Annotated in this window: 22 protein-coding genes and 1 tRNA gene; 12 read left to right on the forward strand and 11 right to left on the reverse strand. The window is 67.5% G+C overall.

Annotation, left to right across the window (positions count from 1 at the left end):
- Window position 1: 1 nt before the first annotated feature.
- Window positions 2-592 (forward strand): ASCH domain-containing protein, encoded by a 591-nt coding sequence (locus tag FDA38_RS07335; RefSeq protein WP_137253274.1) that lies wholly within the window; start codon window positions 2-4, stop codon window positions 590-592.
- Here FDA38_RS07335 and FDA38_RS07340 read toward each other — a convergent pair.
- Together FDA38_RS07340 and FDA38_RS07345 are read right to left on the reverse strand one after the other, a co-directional pair.
- Window positions 589-1,185: a VOC family protein gene (locus FDA38_RS07340; RefSeq protein ID WP_137253275.1), complete on the reverse strand. Its 597-nt coding sequence runs from the start codon at window positions 1,183-1,185 to the stop codon at window positions 589-591. The two genes, FDA38_RS07335 and FDA38_RS07340, sit on opposite strands and share 4 nt — an antisense overlap.
- Window positions 1,182-1,553 (reverse strand): DNA-binding protein, encoded by a 372-nt coding sequence (locus FDA38_RS07345; protein WP_137253276.1) that lies wholly within the window; start codon window positions 1,551-1,553, stop codon window positions 1,182-1,184. Before FDA38_RS07345 ends, FDA38_RS07340 begins: the two co-directional genes overlap by 4 nt.
- A 73-nt stretch (window positions 1,554-1,626) precedes the next feature.
- Between FDA38_RS07345 and FDA38_RS07350 the strand changes: the two genes are divergently transcribed.
- The 3 genes from FDA38_RS07350 to FDA38_RS07365 all read left to right on the forward strand — a co-directional run bounded on the left by FDA38_RS07350 (window position 1,627) and on the right by FDA38_RS07365 (window position 5,129).
- Window positions 1,627-2,856 carry a PEP/pyruvate-binding domain-containing protein gene (locus FDA38_RS07350; protein WP_170989612.1) on the forward strand — a complete coding sequence of 410 codons (1,230 nt, stop codon included), beginning with the start codon at window positions 1,627-1,629 and terminating at the stop codon, window positions 2,854-2,856.
- Between the two features lie 174 nt (window positions 2,857-3,030).
- Window positions 3,031-3,546, forward strand: coding sequence for a hypothetical protein (locus tag FDA38_RS07355; protein ID WP_137253278.1), 516 nt, complete (start codon window positions 3,031-3,033; stop codon window positions 3,544-3,546).
- Between the two features lie 869 nt (window positions 3,547-4,415).
- Window positions 4,416-5,129 carry a hypothetical protein gene (locus FDA38_RS07365; RefSeq protein ID WP_137253279.1) on the forward strand — a complete coding sequence of 238 codons (714 nt, stop codon included), beginning with the start codon at window positions 4,416-4,418 and terminating at the stop codon, window positions 5,127-5,129.
- Between the two features lie 65 nt (window positions 5,130-5,194).
- Here the strand turns inward: FDA38_RS07365 and FDA38_RS07370 are convergent, their stop codons facing one another.
- The 7 genes from FDA38_RS07370 to bcp form a co-directional block, all read right to left on the reverse strand.
- A complete protein-coding gene (locus tag FDA38_RS07370) occupies window positions 5,195-6,331 on the reverse strand; it encodes an XRE family transcriptional regulator (RefSeq protein WP_170989613.1) in 1,137 nt (378 codons plus the stop codon).
- Window positions 6,324-6,971 carry a hypothetical protein gene (locus FDA38_RS07375; RefSeq protein WP_137253281.1) on the reverse strand — a complete coding sequence of 216 codons (648 nt, stop codon included), beginning with the start codon at window positions 6,969-6,971 and terminating at the stop codon, window positions 6,324-6,326. The genes FDA38_RS07370 and FDA38_RS07375 overlap by 8 nt, the downstream gene beginning before the upstream one ends.
- 915 nt (window positions 6,972-7,886) lie before the next feature.
- Window positions 7,887-8,093, reverse strand: a complete 207-nt coding sequence (locus FDA38_RS07380; RefSeq protein ID WP_137253282.1) for a hypothetical protein — start codon at window positions 8,091-8,093, stop codon at window positions 7,887-7,889.
- A 63-nt stretch (window positions 8,094-8,156) separates the two neighbouring features.
- Complete coding sequence (locus FDA38_RS07385) at window positions 8,157-8,486, reverse strand: nucleoside triphosphate pyrophosphohydrolase family protein (RefSeq protein WP_137253283.1); 330 nt, start codon at window positions 8,484-8,486, stop codon at window positions 8,157-8,159.
- A 1-nt stretch (window position 8,487) separates the two neighbouring features.
- Window positions 8,488-8,568, reverse strand: a tRNA-Leu gene (locus FDA38_RS07390).
- A 53-nt stretch (window positions 8,569-8,621) separates the two neighbouring features.
- Window positions 8,622-10,253: a substrate-binding domain-containing protein gene (locus FDA38_RS07395; RefSeq protein ID WP_233714575.1), complete on the reverse strand. Its 1,632-nt coding sequence runs from the start codon at window positions 10,251-10,253 to the stop codon at window positions 8,622-8,624.
- A 326-nt stretch (window positions 10,254-10,579) separates the two neighbouring features.
- Entirely contained in the window at window positions 10,580-11,047 is a 468-nt protein-coding gene (gene bcp, locus FDA38_RS07400; protein WP_137253285.1) for a thioredoxin-dependent thiol peroxidase, read from the reverse strand.
- A 54-nt stretch (window positions 11,048-11,101) separates the two neighbouring features.
- Here bcp and FDA38_RS07405 point away from each other — a divergent pair, with 54 nt between their 5' ends.
- From FDA38_RS07405 to FDA38_RS07430, 6 genes are all read left to right on the forward strand, one after another.
- Window positions 11,102-12,682, forward strand: coding sequence for a circularly permuted type 2 ATP-grasp protein (locus tag FDA38_RS07405; protein ID WP_137253286.1), 1,581 nt, complete (start codon window positions 11,102-11,104; stop codon window positions 12,680-12,682).
- A gap of 16 nt (window positions 12,683-12,698) precedes the next feature.
- A complete protein-coding gene (locus FDA38_RS07410; RefSeq protein ID WP_137253287.1) occupies window positions 12,699-13,643 on the forward strand; it encodes an alpha-E domain-containing protein in 945 nt (314 codons plus the stop codon).
- Window positions 13,640-14,482 (forward strand): transglutaminase family protein, encoded by an 843-nt coding sequence (locus FDA38_RS07415; protein ID WP_137253288.1) that lies wholly within the window; start codon window positions 13,640-13,642, stop codon window positions 14,480-14,482. The genes FDA38_RS07410 and FDA38_RS07415 overlap by 4 nt, the downstream gene beginning before the upstream one ends.
- Before the next feature lie 4 nt (window positions 14,483-14,486).
- The gene (locus tag FDA38_RS07420) at window positions 14,487-15,530 is read left to right on the forward strand and encodes a glucose 1-dehydrogenase (RefSeq protein ID WP_137253289.1); all 1,044 of its coding nucleotides are present in this window, start codon (window positions 14,487-14,489) and stop codon (window positions 15,528-15,530) included.
- Window positions 15,531-15,598: 68 nt separating this feature from the next.
- Window positions 15,599-15,862, forward strand: coding sequence for a DUF3618 domain-containing protein (locus FDA38_RS07425; protein ID WP_137253290.1), 264 nt, complete (start codon window positions 15,599-15,601; stop codon window positions 15,860-15,862).
- Window positions 15,859-16,197, forward strand: coding sequence for a GroES family chaperonin (locus FDA38_RS07430; protein ID WP_132210994.1), 339 nt, complete (start codon window positions 15,859-15,861; stop codon window positions 16,195-16,197). The genes FDA38_RS07425 and FDA38_RS07430 overlap by 4 nt, the downstream gene beginning before the upstream one ends.
- On the opposite strand, the gene FDA38_RS07435 is transcribed toward FDA38_RS07430, so the two are convergent.
- Together FDA38_RS07435 and FDA38_RS07440 are read right to left on the reverse strand one after the other, a co-directional pair.
- Window positions 16,188-17,252, reverse strand: coding sequence for an FAD-dependent oxidoreductase (locus FDA38_RS07435; protein ID WP_137253291.1), 1,065 nt, complete (start codon window positions 17,250-17,252; stop codon window positions 16,188-16,190). The genes FDA38_RS07430 and FDA38_RS07435 overlap by 10 nt on opposite strands.
- Window positions 17,253-17,281: 29 nt before the next feature.
- Window positions 17,282-17,659 carry a DoxX family protein gene (locus FDA38_RS07440; protein ID WP_137253292.1) on the reverse strand — a complete coding sequence of 126 codons (378 nt, stop codon included), beginning with the start codon at window positions 17,657-17,659 and terminating at the stop codon, window positions 17,282-17,284.
- 87 nt (window positions 17,660-17,746) lie between these two features.
- On the opposite strand from FDA38_RS07440, the gene FDA38_RS07445 reads away from it, so the two are divergent.
- A complete protein-coding gene (locus FDA38_RS07445; RefSeq protein ID WP_137253293.1) occupies window positions 17,747-18,217 on the forward strand; it encodes a MarR family winged helix-turn-helix transcriptional regulator in 471 nt (156 codons plus the stop codon).
- Window positions 18,218-18,280: 63 nt separating this feature from the next.
- Window positions 18,281-19,381, forward strand: coding sequence for a succinyldiaminopimelate transaminase (gene dapC / locus FDA38_RS07450; RefSeq protein ID WP_137254166.1), 1,101 nt, complete (start codon window positions 18,281-18,283; stop codon window positions 19,379-19,381).
- Window positions 19,382-19,428 lie beyond the last annotated feature (47 nt).

Here is a 19,428-nt window from a genome sequence, read left to right on the forward strand (position 1 = left end):
GATGTTGTTCGCAGGATCGGATCGCGACGGTGTCGCGGACGGGAAGATCACCGTCGCCTATCGGCGCTGGGCCGAGCCGCGGGTGGTCGAGGGCCGGATCTACCGCACGAACGCGGGCCGGATCGAGATCGACAGCATCCGTACGGTCAACCCGGAGCTGATCGCGGACACCGATGCCGAGGTCGCTCTCGCCGACCGCCGCAACGCGAAGGACGTGCGTCGACGGCTGCGCGGGGACGAGTCGATGCCGACGTTCCTGATCCGCTTCCACCTGGTCGAAGGGCCGGATCCGCGGGAGGAGCTGGCCGCGCAGACGTCGCTGTCGGCTGATGACCTTGCCGACCTGCGTGCCCGGCTCGCGCAGTTCGACCAGCTGAGCCACCATGGCGCCTGGACTGTTGACACCCTCCGGTTGATCCAGTCGCGGCCTGCGACTCGGGCTGCTGACCTCGCCGCGTCGGTCGGGCGCGAGACGGCGCCGTTCAAGCTCGACGTCCGCAAGCTGAAGAACCTCGGCCTGACCCACAGCCTCGAGGTCGGCTACGAGCTCAGCCCGCGTGGGGCGGCGTACTTGGATGCTCTGGGCAACTAGCGCTTGAGGCCGAGGGTCGCAATCAGGTCCTCGTGGAGCTCGAACCAGACGCGGTGGCAGGAGTCGAGGTCGGAGCGGTCGACCCAGGCCGTCTCGCCTGCTGTGGCACGTTCTAGCGCGGTGGAGAATCTGGTGTCGTAGCCGTGGAAGCGGTTGAGGATGCTGGTGAGGCGGGCGACGATCGGGGCGAGGGCTTGGTCGATCGCCTTGAGCTCGTGGAGAACGCCGGCGTCCCAGGCGGGGTCGGTGTGGTCGTTCGCGGCGAGCGGGTCGGTGGCCGTTGGGCGCAGTTGCCAGTCGGTGCAGGCTTGTTGGAGCAAGGCGTTGAGCGGCAGGAAGTCGTCGTACACCTTGTGGACTGCTTCGGTGTCGTCCAGTTCTTGTGCGAGTAGGCGCTCATTCTCCGCGCGGCCGCTCTCGGTCAGCGACCAGCCGGACGTGTCGGCGAACGTACTGCGTGTTGTCCAGCCCTGCGCCTCGGCGTCGTTGAGCGCTTCCTCGACGGCTTGCTTCGGGAGGTCGAACCGGCGTGCGATCGCGGGGGTGTCCGCGAAGCCCAGCAGTCGTACGGCGTGCAGCACCAGACGCATCATGAGTCCATCCGCGCGGCGAGCCGGTTGAACCGCTGCTGACAGGCCTGCGGGGAACTGAATCCCATCGCGTCGGCCATCTCCGCCCAGGTCAGCCCGGAGCTCCTCGCCAGGAACAGCAGGCCGGACTCGACCTCCTCGACCTCGGCGTGCGCCGCTGGCAACAGGGCCAGCGCGGCCAGCAGGTCGTCGTCGGTCAGGTCGGCCGACCGCCAGGCCGCGAACTGGGTGAGATCCACCGCGGACAAGGGGATCGGAGCCGGCCGCCAGGGTCGCGCAGGCACGTCCTTTGCACCTGCCGCGAGGAGTTGCTCACGGGCCTCGCGCTGACGCTCGGCCTGCACCTGATCGGCGTCCTGCTTGCTTCGCATCCCGCAACAGTGGATCATCAACAGAATGTTGTCAATATTCTGTTGTCAACGTTTCGTTGATCGGGAGGCTGTCGTGCTGGTGCCGCTGGCGGAGGCGACCGCGGACCTGTGTGGCGGCAAGGCCGGTGGGCTGGGCGCACTGATCCGCGCCGGCCTGCCCGTGCCGGACGGCGTGGTCGTGCCTCGCGGTGCGGTTGCGGACGAGCTTGGGCGGTGGCTCGAGCGGATGGGTGATCCGCTGGTCGCCGTACGCTCCTCGGCTGCGAACGAGGACACCGCGCTCACCTCGGCGGCGGGGCAGCACGACAGCTTCCTCGGCGTACGAGGGCTGGCTGCGGTGCTGGACGCCGTACAGGCCTGCCGGGAGTCGGTGTGGTCGCCGCGCGCGGTCGCCTATCGCAATGGCTTTGAGCCGCCGCCGATGGCCGTGATCGTCCAACTGCAGCTGGACTCGGACGTCTCCGGCGTCATGTTCACCGCCGACGACGCCATAACGATCGAGGCGTCCTGGGGCCTCGGCCCGAGCGTCGTCGAAGGTCGCGTGACCCCCGACAGATACGAGGTCGCCGACGGCACGGTCACCCGGACGCTCGCCGACAAACAAACCACCCTCACCCTGTCCGGCGTCCACCAGGTCCCCGTGCCGCGCCGCCGCAGCGCCACCCTCTCCGACGCAACAGCCCGCCAGCTAGCCCACCTAGGCCAGCAGGCCGCAGCAGCCCTAGGCGCCCCTCAAGACCTCGAGTGGGCCATCGCAGACGGCATCCCCTGGCTCCTGCAATCCCGCCCCATCACCGCCAAACCCCGAGCCATCCCCGCAACCGTCGCCCCAGCCACCCGCACCGTCGCCCCAGCCACCCGCACCAGCGCCCTGGGAACCAGCACTGGCGCCCCAGCCACCCGCACCAGCGCCCTGGGAACCAGCACTGGCGCCCCGGGCACCCTCACCGGCACCCCCGGCAGCCACGGCACCGCATCCGGCCCCGCACGCATCGTCCACGGCCCGGCCGACTTCCCTCACGTCCGCCCCGGCGACATCCTCATCTGCCCGTACACCGACCCGGCCTGGACCCCACTCCTAGCCATCGCCGCCGGCGTAATCACCGAACAAGGCGGCCTCCTCTCCCACGCCGCCATCATCGCCAGAGAACGCCACATCCCAGCCGTCCTGGCCGTCCCCGACGCGACCACCAAACTCCCCAACAACACTGGAATAACCATCAACGGCACCACTGGCACCATCAGTGTGACTGAAGGTAACGAACCGGGCAGCTATCTAGCCCCGGACCATTCTTCGGACTAGTCAGCAACCGTTACCCATTGTTACCGTCTGGTCTTTGATCCCGAGGGGGCTCGGGGATGAGGGGGAGCAGTCATGTCCGGAGAGCAGCAACCGCCGTATCACCAACAGCCGTACCAGAACCCACAGCAACCGTTTCCGCCGCCGCAGCAACACATGCGACCGCAGCCCAAGCCTATGAAACGGCGTGGTCGCGCCGTCCTGCTGGCCTTCGGCGCGACAGGTCTCCTCGGGGTCGGGTTCCTCGCTGGCTTGCTCGTCGGGAACGGTGCGGGTGACAACTCCACGCAAGCGGGGATCACGTCCGCATCTAAGGCACCGGACAACGGCCCGACGCCGGATCCGATCATCACACCGACCAATCAGTACACGCCGACGGAGACGGTTCCGGCGTACGCGACGCCGACCGCGAAGGACTTCAAGCTCGCCGTCAAGGTGCTGAAGAAGGAGTGCTTCGGATCGGCCGGCTGCAACCTGACTTATCGGATCCTTGTCACCTACGGCGGCGCTGATCTGGATCCAACACTGACCTATGAGGTCGTGTACGAGGTACGGGGAGGTGAGGACGGCCCTGTCACGAACACGCTGACTGTCACCGGCGACACCTCCAGCGTCGACGAGGAGGAGTTCGTCAGCACCAAGAGCCGATCGACAAAACTCAACGCGATCGCCACGGAGGTCACCAGCCGCTAGGCCCCACTCAGCGGTTGTCGCCGCTGCCGCTCAGCATGTTGCGGGACTGGCGGTCGGCGAGGAAGGCGATGTACCAGAGGGTGTTCTTTCTTCAGGTCGTCGGGGATCCCACTGGGTGAAGTCGCTGTCCTGGTCGCGGACGATCTTCTTCGCCTTCTCGGCGAGTTCGCCTGGTTGCCGACGAGGCCGAGTAGCAGGTGGAAGAGCTCGTTCGGCTTGTCCTTCGGGGCGGCGGTCCGGAGGGCTGCCTGCTGGTACTCGTTCAGGTGCATGTGCCAGAGGCGGGAGTTGCCCGCGTCCACAATCGCCTTGACCTGGGCATCGCCCCTGAACTGCGCAAGCGTCGGATCGAGTCGAATTGAGGAACATCGATTTGCATCCGGCATGGGTACGCCGCACCCAGCGATTTGGTCAAGAACGTGGGGGACGATGTCCCAACAAGACCCGCAGTTCGCCAACCGTGGACAGCTTCCGCCGCCCCGGTTCCAACCGCCCGCGCGGCCGCCGGTACCGAAGAAGCACGTTGTCCGCGACGTCCTTGTCGCCGTCGGCGCAGTCATCGCCGTGCTGATCGGCATCGGCCTGGCATCCCGCGGGCAGACAACGCCACTCAGTTCGGCGCGCCGACCCCCTGCGGCCACCGCGCCGGCGCGAACTCCCCGCCCGGGCGTAATCAGCTAGCGCCAAGCGTCACCTAGTGCTGCCGACAGCCGATACGGGACCATCCTCCGGTGAGCAATGAACCTGCAGTCCCCGAATCGAAGGATCCCGAACGAGCCGGTCCTCCGGTATCGCATCGCCTCACGAGACTAGAGCGTGGCTCGGCTGCGTTCGCTGCCGTGGCTGCCGGCGGCGGAGGACTGTGCGGCGTGTTCCAGGAAGGCACGAACACGGGCGGCGTACCAGTCCTGCTCGTGGTGGCCGCGTTCTTCGGATACCTGGCCGTTTCCGGGCAGCGGCTGACGAGCCTGAAGTTCGGCGACAACGAGGCCAGGTTCGACCGCGTCGCCGACCGCGTCGCTCGGGATGTGCTCGAGGATCCCGCGGTCCCGACTGCTGTGAAGGCCGAGGTTGCTGAGGCGCTCGATTCCTACCAGGGCGATCTCCCGGCCAGGTCCCGGCGAGCGATTGATATGGCGATCGTTGAGGGACGTCGCGAGGAGGCCTACCGCGCGTCTGCGCTGAACGCGTTCCTTCGGGACGTGCTGCCGTCGAGTGTGGAGATCCAAGGATGGACAAGCACGTACGACACGAACGTGGGACGTGCGTTGCTCTTTGTGGGCGAGCAGCCTGGCGTCGCCGTCACGGCTGGCATCGCGCCTGATGACGAGTCGGTCTGGTCATTGGTTCTGTGGACCGCATACAAGGAGGCCTTGTACCTATATCCACCGCGTCCAGTCGCCAAAAGTTGCTCTTCAGCCCAGGACGTCGTCCCGTCCTGGGCTGAGGGATTCGTGCGAATCGACGCGGGTCTTGTGTCGACGGTGATGGTGCAATGGAAGGGGCCGCAGGACAACGCAGCGCTGGCCGAGGGACTTCATCGCGTCCTCGCAATGGAGCCCTTCGACACCGACACGGCGTAGGGCTCAATGCGTGCTTTGCAGAGACGAGATGGTCCGGTACCACGCGTACCGGACCATCTCAGATTTCACGGTGTGGACTCCGGCCGGCGTCGGAGCTGAAGCACCTTCGCATCGCGTGTCGGACCCTGCTGGGCTTCGGTATCAGGAAGCCAACGGCGCAGGTTGACCGGGTCCTGGCCGTACTCGTTGATGGCGGCTCGCCAGTCAGAGCCGACCGCGCGTTGAAGCGTCTGTGAGTACAGCTGCGGATTCTCTCGCGCGACCTCGACCGGCTCGTCGGTCCGCCAACCTTGACTTGACAGCTGGATATTCAGACTGCGGTAGCGGTCATCGCTCAGGATCCCGAGCTCCCATCCTCGCCGGATGATGGCGCCCACCGAAACGCCATAGTCGGCTTTGATGCGGAGGTATCCGTGCAACGACAGCGTGTTGGTGATTCGCTTGCGTGCGACCCGCTCCGGCAGGAGCAGTGCTCCGGCGAACCGATATGCACGTTGCTCCTCTGGGGCCCTGGTGCTCTTCAGCGCGCGCGTCAACTCTTTGTCGAAGAGGATGTGTCCGAGCTCGTGGCCGAGTGTGAGTCTCTGCACGGCGCCTGGGAGCGGACGGGCGGTGGCGATGATTGGCCGGTCGTTGTGACCGGCTGGTCTCGAGATACCGAAGTGGCCGTCGAGTGTGACGTCGGATTCGGAGCTGTCGAGGTGCGTGATGACTCCGACTCCGCGCCGTTCGATCAGGCGGGTGAGGTTCCGTACCGGATCCTCTGGTCGCAGGCCGGCCACAGATCGGAGCTCTTCTGCAACCTCCTCGGGATCATGATCGAACTTGCCCGGATCCGGCAGGTCCACCGGCCAGAATCCTGAGGCCTTCGACACCTCAAAGAACGTGCGTGCGGCCTCGTCGAACAGAGCTTTGACGCGTCGCTCATCGCGTGCACTGGCGCGAGCCTTCTTGCGGAACGTGTGGACGCCCCAGTCGGTCGGTCCTGGGCCGACGCTGAAGAACGAAAGCGGCAGGCGATATCGAGCCGCCGCCTCGGCAACAACGTGGTCAGGTATGGCCTTCTGTCCCTTTTCAAGCTGAGAGACGAAGCCCTGGGTGACGCCCAGGACATCGGCCAGGTCTGTCTGGGTCAGACCATGAAGATCACGGAGCACGGTGAAGCGTTCGCCGCGCCATGCTCCGTGGATCTGGTCACCCATCGGCATCGGCATCGTCCTCGACCTCGTCGATCTCGGCGTCGAAGAAGTTCACCGGGTCCTCGTCGCCCTGGAAGACGAGAGTCTCGAAGACAGTGCCCCCTGGCATGATCGCGAAGTCCATGTCGCACCGAACCTTCCGGCCATAGTCGCCCGACTCCGTCGGATGTACGACGCGGATGGTGAACCCCTCGGCGACCTTCTGCACCGACGCGTAGTCCCACAGCAGCAAAAGTTCCGAAAGGCGTCCGCTCCGGCCGCCCGGCATCAGGAACAGCGGAGCCGTCCAGTACTCCTGGCGCTTAGGACTGCGGCCAGCGGTCGGAACTCCGCCGGGATAGGTCCTCGACCGCTCCTTGAGGACACGGAGCTGAAGTCCGGCCTGCTTGTTGACCAGGTTGATCTGGCCCATCAGCGCGGGATTGCCGCCGATCGTCCAGTCGTCGGGCAGACCCTCGCGCTTCAAGTACCGACGTAGCTCGGTACGGACGATCAGTGGGCGTAGGTGGGGACACTCCGAGTGGTCGAGGCCTTTGGCGCGCTTCGCAGCAGATGCGATGCTCGTCGACATCCCCTCGAACACCACGGGCCCGAGCCGGTGAACCTCCGCCTTCACCAGCTCGTGGGTTTCCTGCGGCGTCATATTGGCACCTTCCTGTACGGCGAGGTATTAATATCACCACAAATGTAACCCGGCTGCCAGCCGCCACGCCGGACAGGTTTCTCAGCCTGCGATCGCCGCTCGCGGCGGCGTCCGGCCGCGAGCGAGCAGCGCAGCCTCGAGCTTCAGCGGCAGGTCGCCGCCTCCTGTGACGAACGTGAGGAGGGCGTAGAAGCCGGCCATCGCTTCCTGGATCTGGCGTTCGCGCTCCTCGAAGGGGGCTGGGCGAAGACGGCGTCCGCGGCCGCGATCTGCGCGTCGGGCAGCAGGTGGCTGTACCGGTCGACCGTGGTCTGGATGGACTCGTGGCCGATGCGACGAGACACCACGTGGATCGGGATGCCGGCGCGAGCAGCCAGCAGGCGTGCGTGTGCCGGACGTCGTGGATCCGGAGCCAGGACTGCAGGGTGCCATCGCAGCCGCGGGGCTCAGGCAGTTCGTCGCCGGGGTGGAGTTCGCACGGCCTCGGCCGGGTTCCGCCGCACCGCCAGCCGGCCAGCTAGTGGTCGTCACATCGCTGCGCGCGCCAGGCCGCGTGGCGCCAGATCTCGGACCAGAAGTGCGGTGCACGATGTGCGCGCCGCGGGGTCCGGTGAAGATCAGGTCTGCGGCCTTCTTGCCGTCTAGCGGCTCTTCGAGCTCGAGGGCCAGGTGGGCGGGGGAGGACGATCGTACGGCGGGAGCGTTTGGTTTTCGGTCCACGGATGACCACGGCGCGGGTCCCGCTGCGCTTCAGCGCGGCGGATCCGCACGACAGGCTGGTCACCGGTGAAGTCGAAGTCCACTTGCGGAGCACGGTTTTTTCGCCCCACCGGCAGCCGGTGCCGACGAGGAACCGTACGAGGTCGCAGTGCATGCCGCTGAGCTGGTTGCTGAGGATCTCGAACGGCGGCATGGTCAGCAGCGTCGTGTCGTCGTCTTCGGTGTCCGGGTCGATGTCACGGTCGGCAGGCGGATGCCCTTGGCGGGGTTCGTCCGAAGGGGTTCCTTCTCGATCGCGCGGCCGAGCACTGCCGACGGTAGACCGCGGTGGTTCTCCATCGACTTCGGCGAGTACGGCTGCTTGAGCTCGTCCACCACTTCCCAGATCGCGTCCTTGTCCACGGTCTCGGGCTGGACAGGAAGGTCGCCGAGAAACAGGCCCCGCGTACGCGCCCGCGTCTGACGTCAGCGGTTGTCGCCGTTGCCGCTGAGCATGTTGCGGGATTGGCGGTCGGCGAGTTTGGTGAGGTTGAGTTGGGCTACTTCTTCGAGGGGTACGTCGAAGTGGTCGGCGAGGACGGCGATGTACCAGAGGGTGTCGCCGAGTTCCTTCTTCAGGTCGTCGGGGTCCCAGCGGGTGAAGTCGCTGTCCTGGTCGCGGACGATCTTCTTCGCCTTCTCGGCGAGTTCGCCTGCTTCGCCGACCAGTCCGAGCAGCAGGTGGAAGACCTCGTTGGGCTTGTCCTTCGGAGCGGCGGTCCGGAGGGCGGCCTGCTGGTACTCGTCGAGGTGCATGTGCCAGAGGCGGGAGTTGAACCCGCACGCCCGGGGGCGCCGGCACCTAAAGCCGGTGTGTCTGCCGTTCCACCACTCTGGCTGAAGAGACGCGGACGCCTCCCCTAGGCAGACATCCTAGGGGAGGCGTCGGCGTCAGCGGCTCTGCAGGGCGTCGATGAAGACGTTCTTCAGGTCGCCGGGCTGGCGGGCGACGTACGCCTGGCCGCCGGTGGCCTGGGCCAGGGCGCTGAGCTCGTCGGCGTTCACCTCGGGGCCCATACCCAGGGCGATGATGCGGACCGGGCGGCCGGGGTCCTGCAGACCGCGCAGGGTGTTGACCGCCTGGGCCAGCGTCGGGCTGCCCGGGTCGTCGTTCTTGCCGTCGGTGAACAGCAGGATCGAGTTGACCGCACGCTGGTCGTAACCCTGCCGTACGGCGCGGACCGCGGCGATCGCCGTGTCGTACAGCCCGGTGCCGCCGTTCGGGATCGGGTGCTGGATCTTCAGTTGGTCGACGATCTTCCCGCGCTGCCGTTTCGACAGCGGCCCGATCGACACCAGCTCCTTGTAGTCGGCGCCGTCCGACCCGATCTTCGTCGAGAACGTCCACAGGCCGAGCGAGGCGCTGTCCGGGAACAGGCTCAGGCCGCCGATCGCAGCCTCGATCGTGAGCTGCATCCGGGTCTTGGTGCCGACCTTGTCGGCCATCGAACCGGAGACGTCGATGACTGCCAGCGAGTGCGTCAGCAGCGACAGCCGGGTCCAGTTCTGCAGCGTGGTGTCGATCGCCTCGCTGGTCGGCTTGGTCAGCTGGTTGACGTCGCCGACGCCACGCCCGCCGCTGAGCGGGCTCAGCTGCGTGTCGCGGAACCCGGCCTGGTCACGAGCCTGGCCGGCCGAGTCGGTCAGCAGTTCCCCGGCCAGCGCCTGGGCGGCGTTGGACGCGGCGTCGGTGTCCGACTTGGCGGTGACCACGATCGGGTAGTCCAGGTACAGCGTGCCGGTGGCCGGCTGGATCGCTCGCAGCTGGGCGTCCGGGTGGTCTTCCTGGTACTTCACGAAGCTCTGCTCGGACGCCGGCACGATGGTCGTGCTGCCGTCCTGGTCCGCCCGGCCGAACAGTGCTTCGGCGTCCGTGTACGGCTTGGCCATCGAACCGAGGCGCTGCGCCAGCGGAACGATCACCTGCGACACCTGCGTCTCGGACGCGGACGTCTTCGCCCGCTCCGCCTGTACCGCGAGCAGCGCGAGCGCGCCGGGCGAGGTGCTCAGCGGGTCGAGCAGGGCCGGCTGGGTCTTGCTCATGATCCGCAGCCAGGACGAGGTGTCGGCGAAATTCGTCCTCCGCCCGACGAGCACCAGTGGAGAGGTCGCGATGGACTGGACCGCGATGGTCGGGACGCTCTGGCCGTCGTCGGCCTGGGCGACCCACAGCGAGGAGTCCGGCACCCACAGGTCGGGCCGGTTGTCGCTGCCGTGCGCGACGTCGCGCGCGATCTGGGACGACGGGGCCGCCGTGATGGTGAACTGCAGGCACGGGTTGCCGTCCTTACCGCCCTTGGCCGCCAGCGACTTGGCCGCGGCTTCGAGCGAGGACTGCATCTCGGGCGTCGTCGCCATCTGGATCTGGGTCGGGTCGTCACACGCCTTACTGCCGCCGAGGAAACCGTCGGCACCCGATTCCGATCCGAAGGAGCGGACCACGAACACCGCTCCCAGCGAAAGCACCAATAATCCGACCGCGGTGATGTACACCGAACGGCGGTTGTTGTTACTTCCCGTCACCGCAGAGGAATGTTTTCCCATCGCGGCAGGTCCCTCCCTCCCAGAGGCTGACTGCGCGCGCAGATTACCCGGTTTCGGCAGGTCAGGGCGAAGGCCGCAACGATTCTTGACACAGCTGTGGTTGAACGCGGGTGGTCCCCGCAGTACCGCTCTTACACAGGAACGCTCTAAAACTCACCGACCGTGTCGGACCGGTCGCGGTCCGGTGAGATCTGAGTGTGATCCAAATCACAGTAACCAGTTTGCTCAAACGACCGTTCCATGGACCATCTGCATGAAACTGTCGAAGGTTTCCCTCCGGTAGCTGTGGTTTTAGAGGTGCCTTTTCACAGTCCCAGGTCGCGGCGGAGCTTCGCGACGTGCCCGGTGGCCTTGACGTTGTACTGCGCGACCGCGATCTTCCCGTCCGCGTCGACGACGAACGTGGACCGGATCACGCCGGTCACCTTCTTGCCGTACATGGTCTTCTCGCCGAACGCGCCGTACGCCTGCAGGACCTCCTTGTCGGGGTCGCTCAGCAGCGGGAACGTCACGCCGTCGCGCTCGCGGAACTTCGCCAGCTTGGCCGGCTTGTCCGGGGAGATCCCGAGTACGGCGTACCCGTGCGCCTGCAGCGAGTCGAGCGAGTCGCGGAAGTCGCAGGCCTGCTTGGTGCAGCCCGGGGTCATCGCGGCCGGGTAGAAGTAGACGATCACGTTCTTCCCGCGCAGATCCTTCAGCGCCACGTCGTTGCCGTCGGCATCGGGCAGGGTGAAGTCGGGTGCGGTGTCGCCGACCGACAGGCGTTCGGACATCAGGCCCTCCACGAATCGATTGAAGTGCCGCAATCGTACGTGCAAGATGCGCAGATGAGCCGCGCATCCGCCCGCCCCTTGTTCGACGGCTACCTGGACCCACGCCGCCCGCACGCCGGGGCGTACGACGAGATGTTCGACCCCGTCGACGGCGTCCGTACGGCGTACAAGCGGCTGCATGACTCGCTCATGCCGTTGCAGCCCGCGGACCTGACTACGCGGGCCGAGGCGCTGGACCGGGCACTGGTGGACCAGGGCATCACGTTCAGCCTGTCGGGGGAGGAACGGCCGTTCCCGCTGGACCTGGTGCCGCGGGTGATCACTGCGACGGAGTGGTCCCGGCTGGAGCGCGGTGTGGTGCAGCGGGTGCGTGCTTTGGAGGCGTTCCTCGCTGACATCTACGGCGACCAGAACATCGTCGCGGACGGAGTGCTGCCGCGTCGGCTGATCACCTCCTGCGAGCACTTCCATCGGCAGGCGGCCGGCATCGCACCGCCCAATGGCGTCCGTATCCATGTGGCCGGCATCGACGTGGTCCGCGACGAGCAGGGTGACTTCCGCGTGCTCGAGGACAACCTGCGCAGCCCGTCCGGGGTGTCGTACGTGATGGAGAACCGCCGGACGATGGCGCGGGTGTTCCCGGACCTGTTCGCCAAGCATCGGGTGCGGGCGGTCGGCGACTACGCAGTACATCTGCTCCGGGCTCTGCGGGCCGCGGCTCCGCCCAGTGCGACCGATCCGAACGTCGTCGTACTGACGCCGGGCGTCTACAACTCGGCGTACTTCGAGCACTCGCTGCTAGCGCGCCAGATGGGAGTGGAGCTGGTCGAGGGGCGGGATCTGTTCGCGCGCAACAACGTCATCTACCTGCGGACCACGGAAGGCGAGCAGCGGGTCGACGTGATCTATCGGCGGATCGACGACGAGTTCCTGGACCCGGTGCAGTTCCTACCGGACTCCGCGCTCGGTGTGGCCGGTCTGGTGAACGCAGCGCGCTCGGGCAACGTGGTGATCGCCAATGCGATCGGGAACGGCGTGGGCGACGACAAGCTGATCTATACGTACCTGCCCGAGATCCTGAAGTACTACCTGGGCGAGACGCCGCTGCTGCCGAACGTCGACACGTACCGGTGCTGGCTGCCCGCGGAGCAGACCGAAGTACTCGATCGCCTCGACGAGCTGGTCACCAAGCCGGTGGAGGGTTCTGGCGGGTACGGCATCGTCTTCGGGCCGGATGCCTCGCCGAAGGAGCTCCAGGCGCAGCGTCGCCGCATCAAGGCCAACCCACGCGGCTGGATCGCGCAGCCCGTCGTACAGCTGTCCACTGTGCCCACGAAGGTCGGTGAACGGCTGCAGCCGCGACATGTGGACCTGCGGCCGTTCGCGGTCAACGACGGCGAGGACGTGTTCGTTCTGCCCGGCGGGCTGACCAGAGTGGCGATTCCGGAGGGCAGTCTGGTCGTCAACTCGTCGCAGGGCGGCGGCTCGAAGGACACCTGGGTGCTGGCGCCCAGAGCGTCCGACGAGGACGCCGAGCTTCGTGGACCCGGTCTGGGGAGCCCCACTCCGAAGTCGGACAGTACGCCGGAGCAAGGCCCGGAACTCAACGTCGCCCAACAGCAGCAGCAACAGTGATGGGGAGGTGCTGACGATGCTCGCACGCAACGCCGAGTCGCTGTACTGGATCGGCCGGTACGTCGAACGCGCGGACGACACCGCGCGAATCCTCGACGTGTCGGTGCATCAACTGCTCGAGGACGCCACCGTCGACGCGAACACGGCCAGCCGCAGGCTGCTCTCGGTCCTCGGCATCACCCCGCCCGACGGCAGCACGCTGGACGTGTGGGGACTGACCGAGCTGGTTGCGATGTCACCGGAGACCGGGTCGATCGTGTCCTCGATCGCCAGCGCGCGCGAGAACACCCGCGTCGCGCGCGAGGTGGTGTCCAGTGAGCTGTGGCAGTGCATCAACGCCATGTGGAACGCCGTACCCGAGCGGCAGCGGGCTGCGCGGCGTGTAGGGCCGCATGAGTTCTTCACGTTCGTGGAGGACCGGGCGGCGATGTTCGCCGGGCTGGCCGACTCCACGATGAGCCGGGACGACGGGTGGCGGTTCCTGGTGCTCGGCCGGTCGGTGGAGCGCGTGGACATGATCGTCCGGATGCTGATGTCCCGAGTGGGCGACCGGCCGACCTCACCAGGCTGGGTGACGGTACTGCGGTCTGCCGGTGCGCACGACACGTACCTGCGGACGTACCGCGGGGCGCTGGACGCGTCGCGGGTCGTGCAGTTCCTGCTGATGGACCGCCTGTTCCCGCGGTCGGTGTTCCATGCGCTGCAGCAGGCAGAGTCCTGTCTGGACGACCTCGACCACGGGCCGGCGACACGGATCGGTGCCGGTGCGGAGGCTGCGCGGTTGTTGGGCAAGGCCCGGAGCGATCTGGAGTTCCTGCGGCCGGCGGACCTGCTGGACGACCTGACCGGCAGACTGCAGGACCTGCAGACCATGGTCCGCGAGGTCGGCGAGGCCGTGTCCCGTCAGTACTTCCACGCGGTGCCGTGGATCGAGTGGAACAACGCGGAGGTGAACCTGTGAACTGGCGTCTCCGTGTGGTGCACACGACTGGCTACAGATACGCGACTGCCGTCACGCAGTCGTACAACGAGGCCAGGCTGACTCCGCGCCACGACGACCGGCAGAACCTCATGGTCGCGCGACTGGAGACGGTCCCCGCGACCCGCGCGTACAAGTACACGGACTACTGGGGTACCGAGGTCAACTCCTTCGACCTGCACACTCCACACACCGAGCTGAAGGTGATCGCGGCGTCCGTCGTCGAGACAACCGACCAGACCCCACCGTCCGTCGACGCGACCTGGTCCCAGCTGAGATCGCCAGAGGTCCTTGACGCGTACGCCGAGTACCTGGAGTGGACCAGCTACGTCCCGAAGCACCGTGAGCTCGCTGCCGTCGCGCGCTCGCTCCGCAAGGGCCGTACTCCGCAGGAGACCGTGCTGGCCGTGTCGAAATGGGTGCACGACAAGCTGAAGTACCAGCGCGGCACCACTGGTGTGCACTCGTCGGCAGTCGACGCGTGGCAGGCCGGTGAGGGCGTGTGCCAGGACTACGCGCACCTGACGCTGGCGATGCTGAGGGCGGTCGACGTACCGGCGCGCTATGTCTCCGGCTACCTGCACACCAAGCCGGACGCGTCCGTGGGCGAGACGGTCGTCGGTGAGAGTCATGCGTGGGAGGAGGCGTGGACCGGTGAGTGGTGGGGGTTCGACCCGACCAACGACATCTCGATCGGTCACCGGCACGTCTGGGTAGCGACCGGGCGGGACTACGGCGACGTGTCGCCGCTCAAGGGCATCTACTCCGGCGGCGCTGCGACAGCCATCGAAGTGACCGTCGACATGACCCGGTTAGCCTGACCCCATGCGGGCCATGACAGTGACGCCGGGCAAGTCCGACTCGGCGACAGTAGGCGAGGTCTCGGAGCCTCCCGTTGCCGACGGTTCGATCCTCGTGGAGGGCCTGCTGACGGGCATCTGCGGAACCGATATCGAGCTGGTCTCCGGCGCGTTCGGCAGCGGACGTCCCGGCTCGGATCACCTCGTCGTCGGACATGAGTCGCTCGGACGCGTGCTGGAGGCACCCGCGGCCTCCGGCTTCGCTCCCGGCGACCTGGTGGCCGGAGTGGTCCGCCGACCGGACCCGGTGCCCTGTCCGGCGTGTGCGCGGGGCGAGTGGGACTTCTGCCGCAACGGCCTGTACACCGAGCGCGGCATCAAGGAGATGGACGGGTACGGCGCCGAGCGCTGGCGGGTCGACCCGTACTTCGCCGTACCGGTGCCGGCCGAGCTGGGAGAGCTCGGCGTACTCGTGGAGCCGGCCAGCATTCTGACCAAGGCGTGGGAGCAGGTGGACCAGGTCGGCGCGCGCTCGTGGTTCGGACCGCAACACGTGCTCGTGACGGGAGCCGGTCCGATCGGGCTGCTCGCGGCGCTCATCGCCCAGCAGCGCGGGTACGACGTACATGTGCTGGACCGGGTCACGGACGGGCCGAAGCCGGAGCTGGTCCGGGCGCTGGGCGGGACGTACCTGACTGACCTGGGACAGCTCGATGTCGTACCGGACGTGGTGATCGAGGCGACGGGAGCCGGCCAGTTGGTGTTCGACTGCGCCTCGCTGCTCCCGCCGGCCGGTGTGATGTGTCTGGCCGGGATCCACCCCGGGCCGGCGACTGTCGACGTACAGCTGGACGCGCTGGTCCGGCAGCTCGTGGTGCGCAACGCGGCGCTGGTCGGGACGGTGAACGCGGGCAAACGGCACTACGCCGACGCTGTGGACGTGCTGCTCGCGGCCGATCGGGCCTGGCTGCGGCGGTTGATCACCCGGACCGTGCCGCTGTCGCAATGGCCGGACGCATTGGTGCGGGAACCGGATGACATCAAGGTGGTCGTGGACTTGCGGGGATGACCTGCGAGGATGGTGGGTGACGAGGGGCAGATCGGGGCATGCCCCGCGGATGGAAGGAGCGTCGACAGGTGTCGGACACGAAGGCTCGGACCGCCGAGCAGATCGAGGCGGACATCGCCGCCACCCGGTTGCGCCTGGCCTCGACCGTCGACGAGCTGGTCGACCGCGCGAACCCGAAGAACGTGGCCCTGCGACAGGTCGAGCAGGCCAAGTCCCAGGTCTTCGACGAGCAGGGGCAGCTGCGGACCCAGAAGATCGTCGCGGTCGCCGGTGCGGTGGTCGGCGTCGTCGGCGTACTGCTGGTGATCCGCCGGCTGGTGGGCCGCCGGTGACTCCACGCAAGCGGCTGTCCGACGACAAACTCCCGATCCGGATGCTGCACGACCGCGTCCTGGTCTCCCTCGAGCAGGAGGGCGAGCGCAAGTCGTCGGCCGGCATCTTGATCCCGGCCACCGCGCAGATGGGCCGCCGGCTCGCCTGGGCGAAGGTAGTTGCCGTCGGCGCCAACGTGCGCACGGTGGAGGTCGACGACCGCGTCCTGTTCGACCCGGAGGACCGGGCCGAGGTGGAGGTCCGCGGCGACGACTACATCCTGCTGCGCGAACGCGACCTGCACGCAGTGGCTGCCGGCCGCCTGGAAGACGGCCAGACCGGCCTCTATCTCTGAAAACTGAAGCGGGCAGGCGTTTTCGCACTGCCCGTCACCAGGTCACGGACGAGCTCGCCGACCAGCGGAACGAACTTGAAGCCGTGGCCGGAGAAGCCAGCCGCGACGGTGATCGGTCCGGCGCGGTCGATGACGAACCTGGCCGACGGCGTGTTGTCGTACAGGCAGCTGATCGCAGTGGATCGCCCCGGGTCCAGCCCGGGGTACCACTGCGCGACGTACTCGCGAAGAGCTGAGTCCCGCTGCGGCTCGGGCCGGAAGTCGCGGGTGTCGGGGTCGACCTCCGGCCCGCTCGCGTGCATGCCGACCTTCACACCGGAGCCCGGCTCGTAGAGTCCGTAGCAGTCCGGGCCCCAGTGCACGAAGCTCGGCCACTCGAAGTCCTCCGACAGCGGAGTGAAGAACCGCGGCTGCTCCTGCGTCACCGTGAACCGCGGCAACGGCACCAGACCGGCCAGCAGCTTCGGAGTCCACGGTCCGGTCGTCACAACGACGTGCTGCGCCCGCACGGCCCCACCCGGTACGTCGAGCTCGACCAGCTCGTCGTGGAGCCGCAGCGCCCGTACCGGCGACTGGACGCGGAACTCCGCGCCGAGCCGGCTCGCCACCGTCTGCAGCGCGTGCACCGTGCGTTCGGCGTACAGCCGGCCAGAGCCCGGCTGGTAGAGCACCGGGCTCTCGAACCGGAAACCGGGCCAGCGCTCGGCGGCCTCTTCCGCCGCCAGCACCGACCCGGTTGCCGCATGCAACGACCGGAAGATCTCGACCGACACGTCGCTCATCCCGTGGTCGATCCCGCCGGTCTCCTCGAGCAGCGTCTCGCCCGAGTCGGCCTCCAGTTCACGCCACAGCGGCCGCGCCCGCTCGGTCAGCTCAGCCAGCTCGGCGTCGTCCGCCGCCGGCCGGAACAACCGCGTCGCGCCGTGCGAGCCGCCCCGCTCGTGCCCGAGCGTGAACTGCTCCAGTACGACGACATCCCGCCCCGCCGCTGCCAGTGCACGAGCCGCCGCCGACCCCATCGCACCGGCCCCCACCACCGCCACGTCGTACGTCATCCGAGCAGCGTACGGGCGGCGGGCACAGGCTAGAAGCTGTTGGGCCCGAAGCGGAGGATTGCTACCAGAGCCGTGAGGATCAGGATGACGATGTTGATCGCGATCGGCGGGAATTCCTTGCGGCGGCCGTGGGTGATGATGGCGCCGATCATGATCAGGGCGAGCCCGGTCGCGGCCAGCGGGACGAGGATCGGGGCGATGTCGAGGGCGGCGGGCAGGATCAGGCCGATCGCGCCCAGGACCTCGGCGGTGCCGATCAGTTTGATCGTGCGGGCGGAGAAGTCCTCGACCCATTTCATGTTCTGGTTGGCCAGCAGTTTGCGGCGGCTCTGGCTCAGCTTGGTTGCACCGGCGGCCAGGAAGAAGGCGGCCAGCACTCCGGCGACGATCCACAGAAAGACGTTCATATCCCACTCTCGGTTATCAGTTGACGCATCAACTCAACCGTAGAGGTTGTTGACTTGAAGCGTCAAGTAATCCGGTAGAATGGGGTCATGGTGGGGGATGCGCGGTGGTTGGAGCCGGACGAGCTGGCGACGTGGATGTCGTTCGCGGCGCTGATGTTCAAGCTGCCCGGGGTGCTGGACTATCAGCTGCAGCGGGACTCCGGGCTGACACATTTCGAGTACCTGGTGCTCGCCGGGCTGTCCGAGTCGCCGGGGCGGTCGCGGCGGATGAGTGACCTGGCCGGCTTCGCGAACGGCTCGTTGTCGCGGCTCTCCCATGTGGTCAAGCGCCTCGAGCAGCGTGGTTTCGTCGAGCGCCGGCCCGCCGAGGACGACGGGCGGATCACCGTCGCCACCATCACCGACAGCGGCTACGAGTTCCTCGTCGCCGCCGCTCCGGGGCATGTCGCGACCGTTCGTGAGTACGTCGTCGACGTGCTGAGCCCGGAGCAACTGGCGCAGCTGAAGGACATCGCCGACACGATTCTGGCCAAGGTTGATCCAGGCAAGGACTGCTGACGTTCTCGCGGAGCGGGCAGGCGGAGGCGGCGGGATCGGCAGGCGGGGGAGAATGGGCCCGTGATCTTCGAGACCTCCAGCCGGTTGCCAGACTTCCCGTGGGACAAGCTCGCCCCTTACACGCAGAAGGCGGCCGAGCATCCCGACGGCATCGTCGACCTCTCCGTCGGCAGTCCGGTGGACCCGGTGCCCGAGCTGGTGAAGAAGGCGCTGGCCGACGCGGCGGACGCCCCGTCGTACCCGACGACCATCGGTACGTCGGCTGCACGGCAGGCGGCCGTGGACTGGATGGCCAGGCGTCTCGACGTGACCGGAGTGGACCCGAAGAGCGGCGTACTGCCGGTGATCGGCACCAAAGAGCTGATCATGATGCTGCCGACGCTGCTCGGCATCGGCGCGGGTGACACCGTTCTCATCCCGGACCTGGCGTACCCGACGTACGAGGCGGGCGCTGCGCTCGCCCGCGCGACCAGCGAGCCGGTGGCGGACCCCACGACGTACGACGGGCCGGTGCGGGTCGCGTACCTGAACTCGCCGCGCAATCCGTCCGGTGAGATCACCTCTCCGGACGAGCTGCGTCGTGCGGTCGAGTGGGCGCGGGCGAACGACGTACTGCTGGTCAGCGACGAGTGCTACACCGAGTTCGGCTGGGACGAGAAGCCGGTGTCCGTGCTGCATCCGGACGTGTCGGGCGGCAGCTTCGACAACCTGCTCGCGGTGCACTCGCTGTCCAAGCGGTCCAACCTGGCCGGGTACCGCGGTGGCTTCGTGGCCGGTGACCCGACCGTGGTGACCGAGCTGCTTGCCGTACGCAAGCACGCCGGGCTGATGGTCCCGTCTCCGATCCAGGCGGCGATGGCGGCTGCCTTCGCGGACGACGTACACGTCGAGGAGCAGCGTGCGCGCTACCTCCGGCGGCGCGCGGTACTGCGGGATGCGCTGACCGATGCGGGCTGGGAGATCACGCTGTCCAACGGCGGGCTCTACCTGTGGGCGTCGCATCCGTCGTACGACGCGTACGGCTCGGTCGGGGCGCTGGCGGACAAGGGGATCCTGGTCGCTCCCGGTGCGTTCTACGGCACTGCCGGTGAGCGACACGTCCGGGTGGCGCTCACGGGGACCGACGAGCGCATCGATTCCGCGGTGAAGCGACTGCAGGAGTAAACAAAGTCCGCACTCCCCTGTGACGTATCCCGGTGTGGCCGCCTCTT

It is taken from the genome of Kribbella jiaozuonensis, assembly GCF_005233875.1.
GTDB classification, from domain to species: domain Bacteria; phylum Actinomycetota; class Actinomycetes; order Propionibacteriales; family Kribbellaceae; genus Kribbella; species Kribbella jiaozuonensis.